Annotated in this window: 5 protein-coding genes and 2 tRNA genes; 6 read left to right on the forward strand and 1 reads right to left on the reverse strand. The window is 69.3% G+C overall.

Annotation, left to right across the window (positions count from 1 at the left end):
• Positions 1-151 precede the first annotated feature (151 nt).
• Positions 152-226 (forward strand) — tRNA-Val (locus tag G020_RS0114275).
• 181 nt (positions 227-407) lie between these two features.
• Here G020_RS0114275 and G020_RS0114280 read toward each other — a convergent pair.
• A tRNA-Ser gene (locus G020_RS0114280) sits at positions 408-497 on the reverse strand.
• 292 nt (positions 498-789) lie between these two features.
• Between G020_RS0114280 and G020_RS0114285 the strand changes: the two genes are divergently transcribed.
• The 5 genes from G020_RS0114285 (at position 790) to G020_RS0114305 (ending at position 5,884) form a co-directional block, all read left to right on the forward strand.
• Positions 790-2,892, forward strand: coding sequence for a SulP family inorganic anion transporter (locus tag G020_RS0114285; protein WP_024330064.1), 2,103 nt, complete (start codon positions 790-792; stop codon positions 2,890-2,892).
• A 93-nt stretch (positions 2,893-2,985) separates the two neighbouring features.
• On the forward strand, positions 2,986-3,675 hold the full coding sequence (locus G020_RS0114290; protein ID WP_024330065.1) for a Bax inhibitor-1/YccA family protein: 690 nt from the start codon (positions 2,986-2,988) through the stop codon (positions 3,673-3,675).
• Positions 3,676-3,784: 109 nt separating this feature from the next.
• Positions 3,785-4,792 (forward strand): NAD(P)-dependent oxidoreductase, encoded by a 1,008-nt coding sequence (locus G020_RS0114295; RefSeq protein ID WP_024330066.1) that lies wholly within the window; start codon positions 3,785-3,787, stop codon positions 4,790-4,792.
• Between the two features lie 19 nt (positions 4,793-4,811).
• Positions 4,812-5,051 carry a SlyX family protein gene (locus G020_RS0114300; protein WP_024330067.1) on the forward strand — a complete coding sequence of 80 codons (240 nt, stop codon included), beginning with the start codon at positions 4,812-4,814 and terminating at the stop codon, positions 5,049-5,051.
• Positions 5,052-5,065: 14 nt separating this feature from the next.
• Positions 5,066-5,884 carry a class I SAM-dependent methyltransferase gene (locus tag G020_RS0114305; protein ID WP_024330068.1) on the forward strand — a complete coding sequence of 273 codons (819 nt, stop codon included), beginning with the start codon at positions 5,066-5,068 and terminating at the stop codon, positions 5,882-5,884.
• Positions 5,885-5,965: the final 81 nt, after the last annotated feature.

Raw genomic sequence — 5,965 nt, forward strand, 5'->3', positions numbered from 1 at the left:
GTCGAACCCTGCCCCGGTAGGAGGCCGGCCCTCCGGCCGATTCCCCGTCCGGCCAACCCCTGCGCCTGATCGGCCAGAGGCTGGCCTCCTACCTACGGGCGTTCATCCCCTTGACCAGACGTCGCCGGAGCCTTAAATTACGCCTCTTCCGGGGCGGTTAGCTCAGCGGTAGAGCACTGCCTTCACACGGCAGGGGTCGCTGGTTCGAACCCAGCACCGCCCACCATATCTCCCGGAGAAGCGGCCCGTGGCATTGCCCGGGCCGCTTTTTCGTGTGGGGTAGTGCCCGGTGAGGTGTCGGCCCTGTGGGAGGCCAGCCCTCTGGCCGATTGTGGGAGGCCAGCCCCCTGGCCGATCGGGCTCGGGATATGCCACATCGGCCAGAGGGCTGGCCTCCTACGGAAATCTGGCGGAGAGGGAGGGATTCGAACCCTCGAGGGGCTTGCACCCCTGCCGGTTTTCAAGACCGGTGCAATCAACCACTCTGCCACCTCTCCGGAGGCGCACATTCTCCGCGAGCTTCCCGCGGCTGGCAACTCGGTCGGTCACCCCGCGATCCATCGCCTGCAAGCTATATGTCGCATAGAAAGAGTTTGATAGAAGAAAATAACGATCTTCCGTAAAATCGCGGCCCTGTCCTTCCCGGCCGGGTCCGCCTCCCGCGATTCGGCACCGGCGCCGAGCCTCCTGACGCGACGCCGGACGAAGACGCCGCGGCCCCGGCCGCCGGCACGAACTTAGTGACCGCCCCGGGGACCGGCGCCGGGGCGCAACCCGAGGCCGACCATCATGAATTCGATGCTGCTCAATCTGTTTCCCTTCCTGCGCTGGCGTCCCACCAAGGACACCATCAACGCGGATCTGATTGCCGGCATCTCCGTCGCCCTCGTCCTCATCCCGCAGTCCATGGCCTACGCCCAGCTGGCCGGTCTGCCGCCGGTCTACGGACTGTACGCCTCCCTGCTGCCGGTGATGATCGCCGCCCTCTGGGGCTCTTCGAACCAGCTGGCCACCGGCCCCGTGGCGGTGGTCTCGCTGCTGACGGCCTCGGCATTGATCCCGCTCGCCGCCGAGGGCTCGTCCGAGTTCATTGCCCTGGCGATCGTGCTGGCCTTCCTGGTGGGAGTGGTCCAGCTGGTCCTGGGACTGTTCCGGCTGGGCTCGATCGTCAGCTTCATCTCGCATCCGGTCATCGTCGGCTTCACCAACGCCGCGGCCATCATCATCGCCCTCTCGCAGCTCAACAAGATCCTGGGCGTCCCGGTCGACACCAGCGGCCATTTCATGGTCGGCCTGTGGGGCGTGGTGCAGCAGATCGGCGACGTTCACCTGCCGACGCTGGCCTTCGGTCTGGGCGCGATCGCGCTGATGGTCGCAATGAAGCGCGTGGTCCCGAAGATCCCCGGTGTCCTTGTCGCCGTGGTCGTCACCATCCTCATCAGCTGGGCCATCGGCTACGAGCAGAAGGCCGAAGTGGCGGCCGACCGGGTCGCACCGGCCGACGTGGTCGCCCTGGCCGAAGAGGTCGACTCCCGTTCCGGCGCGCTGGCCGACATCGAACAGCGCATCCGCGAGCTGGAGGCCGAGGTGGACGAGGTCGAACGCGCCGAGGCGGTACGCATCCGCCACGAGATCGACACCCTCGGCCTCGAGCGCGACGAACAGCGCAGCGAACTGCGCGATCTGCGCGACCAGCTCGGCGCGATCAGCCTGCGCCGTGTCCCCGGCGAAGACGACGCCCCGGCCCGCTTCATCCGCGAAGACCACCTGACCGACGCGGAACGCGAACGGGCCGACGGCACCGACTGGCGTATCGAACGGGTCGACAACGACACCATCCACCTGGACGGTGGCGGCAACGTGGTCGGCAGCGTGCCCCAGGGCCTGCCTGCTCCCACCCTGCCGGAGCTGAGCCTGGGCAACATCACCATGCTGCTCACCAGCGCCTTCGTCATCGCCCTGGTCGGCTTCACCGAGGCCATCGCGATCGCCAAGGCCATGGCCGCGCGCACCGGCCAGCGGCTGGACCCCAGCAAGGAGCTGATCGGGCAGGGCCTGGCGAACATCTCCGGGGGCTTCACCCAGGGCTATCCGGTGTCGGGGTCGTTCTCGCGCTCGGCGGTCAACCTCAATTCCGGGGCCAAAACCGGCCTGTCGTCGGTCTTTACGGCGGTGATCATCGGCATCGCCCTGCTGTTCCTGACCCCGCTGATCTACCACCTGCCGGAGGCCGTCCTCGCCGCCATCATCATGATGGCCGTCGCCGGGCTGGTGAACTTCAAGGCGATCAAGCACGCCTGGGTGGCCAACAAGCACGACGGCATCGCCGCCATCGTCACCTTCCTGGCGACCCTGGCCATGGCCCCCAACCTGGATTACGGCATCCTCACCGGGGCGGGCCTCGCGATCATCCTGTATCTCTACCGTTCGATGCAGCCGCGCGTGAGCGAACTGGCCCGCTACGAGGACGGCACCCTGCGCGAGGCGCGCCGCTACGGCCTGCAGACCGACGAAAAGATCGCGCTGATGCGCTTCGACGGTTCGCTGTACTTCGCCAACGTGCCCTACTTCGAAGACGCGGTGCTGGACCTGGCCGCCAGCCATCCGCAGGCGAAATACATCATCATCGTCGGCAAGGGGATCAACGAGATCGACGCCTCCGGCGAGGAGACCGTGCACCAGCTCGTGCATCGGCTGAAGGCACGCGGCGTCACCCTGGTGTTCGCCGGCGTGAAGGCCCAGGTGCTGGAGGTGATAGAACGCACCGGCCTGGACGAGCTGATCGGCAAGGACAACATCTTCCGCAGCACCGACCGGGCCGTCGAAGTCTGCCGTGAACGCGTGGGCGAAACGCGAGTCGAAGCGGATGCCGGCCAGGAAAGCCGGAGCTGACCCGGGCCCGGCCCGGACTCCGGCGCGGGTGGCTGCACGGCGCGGCCCTCGGCTGTACACTGACCGCATATTGAACCCAAGGAGGAAACGACCGTGTCCAGAGACCAGATCGTCCGCTCGAAACGGAACCCGTCCAGCACCGGTTCCATCAGCGAGACCATTTCCACCAACAAGGTCATCCGCCAGACCTACACCCTGCTGGCCCTGACCCTGGCCTTCAGCGCGGTCACCGCCTTCGTCGCCATGGCCATCGGCGCCCCGCCGGTGCACTGGATCGTGATGCTCGGCGTGCTGATCGGCGGCCCGTTCGCCATCCACTTCACGCGCAACTCGGTCTGGGGCCTGGTGCTGACCTTTGCCTTCACCGGGACGCTCGGGTTCTTCCTCGGCCCGATCCTGTCGATGTACCTGGGGCTGCCCAACGGCCCGCAGATCGTCGGCAACGCGTTCACCGCCACTGCCGTGGCATTCATTGCGCTGTCCGGCTATGCGCTGGCCACCAAGAAGGACTTCAGCTTCCTCGGCGGCTTCATCGTGGTCGGCCTGATCGTGGCGCTGCTGGCGATCGTCGCCAACATCTTCCTGGCGATCCCGGCGCTGTCGCTGGCCATCTCCGCGGCCGTGGTGCTGCTGCTGTCGGCGGCCATCCTGTTCGACACCAGCCGCATGATCCACGACCAGGAGACCAACTACGTGGTGATGACGGTGTCGCTGTACGCCAACCTGTACGTGATGTTCCTGCACATGCTGAACCTGTTCCACGCCTTTATGGGCGAGAACTGACGCGCCGGCCGAGCCCGGACCCTCCCGGACTCGCCAGCACGCGGGCCCCGCTCCGGCGGGGCCCTTTTTGTTGGCCCCTGCCCTCCGCCCGATCTCAACGCTGAACCTCATGGCCCAACCGAACCTGCCCTCCGCCCCCCGCGCCGTCTTCCTGGACACGGCCACCGTCGATCGCGACGACCTGGACTTCGCCCCGCTGGACCGCGCTGCTCCGGACTGGGTGCGCCGGGAACGCACGCCCGCCGACCCCGACGCCATCAGCGAATGCCTGGACGGGGCCGACATCGCCATCACCAACAAGGTGGTCCTCGACCGCGGCGTGCTCGAACGCAGTCCGCAGCTCAAGCTGATCTGCGCGGCCGCCACCGGTTTCAACAACATCGACGTGGCGGCGGCGCGCGAGCTTGGCATCGCCGTGACCAACGCCCGCGACTACGCCACCGACTCGGTGGCCCAGCACGTGATGGCGCTGCTCCTGACCCTGGTCACCCGCCTGGACGACTACCGCGCCGACATCCGCGCCGGGCGCTGGAGCGAGTCCGACCAGTTCTGCCTGCTCGACCACCCGATCCGCACCCTGTCGGGCATGCGCATGGGCATCGTCGGGCGCGGCGTCCTCGGGCAGGCCACCGCGCGGCTGGCCGAGGCCTTCGGCATGCAGGTGCGCTACGCCCGCAGCCTGCGCGACGCCGAACCCGCCGCGGATCCTGCCGCGGATAACGGGCGCGTCCCCCTGCCGGAGCTGCTGGAGACCAGCGACGTGATCTCGCTGCACTGCCCTCTGACCGACGCCACCCGCAACCTGATCGACGAAGACGCCCTGGACCGCCTGGGCCCCGATGGCCTGCTGATCAACACCGCCCGCGGCGGCCTGGTGGAGCCGCGGGCCCTGGCCGAAGCCCTGCGCGAGAAACGCATCGCCGGCGCCGGCATCGACGTGCTCGAGCCGGAACCTCCGCCGCCCGATAATCCCCTGCTCGCTCCCGACCTGCCGCGCCTGGTGCTGACCCCGCACACCGCCTGGGCCGCGCGCTCGGCGCGGCAGGCGGTGCTCGAGGAGATCGCCGCCAACATCCGCGCCTTCGCCGCCGGCGAGACGCGCAACCGCGTTGACTGAAGGCGCACCGGGAGCCCGCATGGCCGCCAGCGACCCCACCCCCGAACAGCGCATCGCGACCCTGGAAGAACGCCTCGCCTATCTGGAATTCAGCCAGGAGGAACAGGCCCGGGTGCAGGCCGAACTGCAGCAGGAGAACCAGGCCCTGACCCGGCAGATCGAATGGCTTCACGGCCGTCTGCGGGCGCTGGAGGCCGCCGCCGGTGATGGCAGCGCGGGCGGGCAGGACACCCCCGAACCCCCGCCGCCGCATTACTGACCGCGGCCCCGTCGATGACCCTCGAACTGCGCCCGGCCCCGGAAGACGATCCGCGCGCCCGGGAGCGCACCCGGGCCCTGCAGCGCCGGCTGGACGCCGCCGGCTACGCCCATGGCGGCGACGCGGCGCTGACCCTGGAAGTGGAAGCGGACCGCCTGAGCCTGATTCTGGAGGGCGGCAGGAAGCCCCTGCGCCTGACCCCGGACTTCGTGCGCGGCCGGCAGGGCTACCGCCACGCCCGCGCGGCCCACGAGACCCTGGTACGCGCCGTGGGGCGCGTCGGCGAGCACGCGCACATCATCGATGCCTCCGCCGGGCTGGGCCGCGATGCCCTGCTGCTGGCCGCGCGGGGCTGGCAGGTCAGCGCCTTCGAGCGGCATCCGGTCGTCGCCCTGTTGCTGGAAGATGCCCTGCAGCGCGCCGCGCACGCCGGCTACCCGGCCCTGGCCGCAAGCGCCGCACGCGTGCACCTGTTCCCGCAGGCATTCGCCGCCGACGCCCTGCCCGCGCCCGCCGATGCGGCGGTGTTCGACCCGATGTTCCCGCAGCGGCGCAAGAACGCCGCGGTCAAGAAAGACATGCAGATCCTGCAGGCGCTGATGGAGGCCCCGGACCAGCGTCCGGGCCAGGCATCCCCGACGGAAGACACAGAAGAACGCGATGCCGCAAGCGAGACGGAAAGCGATGCGGCCGCCACGCTCGCCGCGCTGATTCCCGCCACCCGAGGGCGCGTCGTGGTCAAGCGCCCCGCCGGGGCCACCCCCCTGCCCGGCGCCACCCCAGTCTCCGCCATCCAGGGCCGCGCGGTACGCTTCGACCTCTACTGCGCCTGATCGGCCAGGGGGCTGGCCTCCTACAGGCCGAACCCTGCCCCCCGTAGGAGGCCGGCCCTCCGGCCGATTCCCCGTCCGGCC

This window comes from Thioalkalivibrio sp. ALR17-21, assembly GCF_000420185.1.
GTDB classification, from domain to species: Bacteria; Pseudomonadota; Gammaproteobacteria; order Ectothiorhodospirales; family Ectothiorhodospiraceae; genus Thioalkalivibrio; species Thioalkalivibrio halophilus.

Coding starts and splice junctions, on each gene's coding strand:
- G020_RS0114285 (WP_024330064.1), top strand. CDS start 790: ATGAATTCGATGCTGCTCAATCTGTTTCCCTTCCTGCGCTGGCGTCCC.
- G020_RS0114295 (WP_024330066.1), top strand. CDS start 3,785: ATGGCCCAACCGAACCTGCCCTCCGCCCCCCGCGCCGTCTTCCTGGAC.
- G020_RS0114300 (WP_024330067.1), top strand. CDS start 4,812: ATGGCCGCCAGCGACCCCACCCCCGAACAGCGCATCGCGACCCTGGAA.
- G020_RS0114305 (WP_024330068.1), top strand. CDS start 5,066: ATGACCCTCGAACTGCGCCCGGCCCCGGAAGACGATCCGCGCGCCCGG.